Source organism: Bacillus cereus group sp. BfR-BA-01382 (assembly GCF_022663475.1).
Taxonomy (GTDB): Bacteria; Bacillota; Bacilli; order Bacillales; family Bacillaceae_G; genus Bacillus_A; species Bacillus_A thuringiensis_S.
On record NZ_JAKUFQ010000231.1, the window covers coordinates 1 to 1,548 of the forward strand.

Below are 1,548 nucleotides of genomic sequence, written 5' to 3' on the forward strand. Positions count from 1 at the left end.
TTTTTCAATTAATTTTGAAATGGTAGGGATATTAGAGAGCTGCATTCTATTGCAAATCCTTCTATAAATAGATGTGCGAGCATATTGGCGAAAATCAAATCCTGATAGTTTAAATACCGCTTCTAATAGTAATTCAATTTCTAAGTTCGTACGCTTATCCGTATCTACTGATGGATCAAAATTATAATACTTATTTTCCACTCCAACTAAACCTCACTTATTTTATTAACCATACACTCATTACCGAATAGAGTTGATGTAGGTTTAATGGTTTACTTATATAATCTGAAGCGCCAGCAGATAAACATTTTTCCTTATCATTTGGCATTGCTTTAGCAGTTAATGCGATAATAGGTATTTCATGTAACCCTAAGTTCATTCGGATATTTTCCATCGTTTCATAACCGTCCATATTAGGCATCATAATATCCATTAAAATAAGGTCAATATTTGTATTGCTTTTTAGTATTTCTAAACACTCTATGCCGTTTTGGGCAGTAATAATGTTGGCGTTTTGTTTTTTTAATGCATTTTGTAACGCAAATATATTTCGATGATCATCATCGACAATTAAAATGGTTTTCTCTTGGAAGACGTTATTTGTTTCGGTAGTAACGATAGTTTCTTCAACAACTTCAGCAGGAATAACGTCATCTACCGTTGCTGCGACTTCTAAATTGGATAACTGTATATCATGTAATCCATTTGGAAGGTTAGGAATATATACCGTGAAAGTACTACCTTCTCCTAAATTACTCTCTAACGTAATCCAACCACCTAATAATCTAGCAAACTCTTTACAAATAGATAACCCTAAGCCTGTACCACCATATTTCCGAATTGTTGCTCCATCTGCCTGTTGAAAGGCTTCGAAAATAAGTTGATGCTGTTCTTTAGCGATACCAATACCAGTATCTTTTACTGAAATTGTAATCCACTCTTTACTTATAGATTGCATATCATGACTCAAATTGGTTGTTTCTATCGGATTGAAATGTAAAGAGACGGATCCTTTTTCTGTGAATTTAAATGCATTGGATAGTAAGTTTTTAATAATTTGTTCAATCCGTTTTGCATCTGTATAAAACAAATCTGGAATCGTATCACTGTCTTCAATAGTAAATTCGACATTTTTTTGTGCAGCTATATGTAAAAAGTTTTGATGCATATTGGCTGCCATGTCACTTATGTTCGTTGCTTCAAAAATGATGTCTAGTTTGCCTGCTTCTACTTTAGATAAATCTAGTATGTCATTAATTAAAGTAAGTAAGTCTTTCCCTGATGAATGAATGACAGTTGCTAGTTCAATTTCATCATCCGATAAATGATTATCATGATTTTCTCTTAACATTTCAGATAATAGTAAAATACTATTTAACGGTGTGCGTAATTCATGTGACATATTTGCTAGGAACTCAGATTTGTATTTTGAGCTGCGTAACAACTCACTTGCTTTTTCTTCTAATTCTGATTTAGTAATTTGTAAGTCAGCTGTTTTCTGCTCAGCTTCTTCAGTTCTAGACTCTAATTGTTCATTCGTTGTTCGTA

Annotated in this window: 1 protein-coding gene and 1 pseudogene; both read right to left on the bottom strand. The window is 32.7% G+C overall.

Features of this window, described 5'->3' with window-relative positions:
* Positions 1-201: pseudogene (locus MR160_RS33585) on the bottom strand (CheR family methyltransferase); the annotation flags it as partial.
* 16 nt (positions 202-217) lie between these two features.
* On the bottom strand, positions 218-1,548 hold a 1,331-nt coding region (locus MR160_RS33590; RefSeq protein ID WP_242299210.1), incomplete at its 5' end, for an ATP-binding response regulator.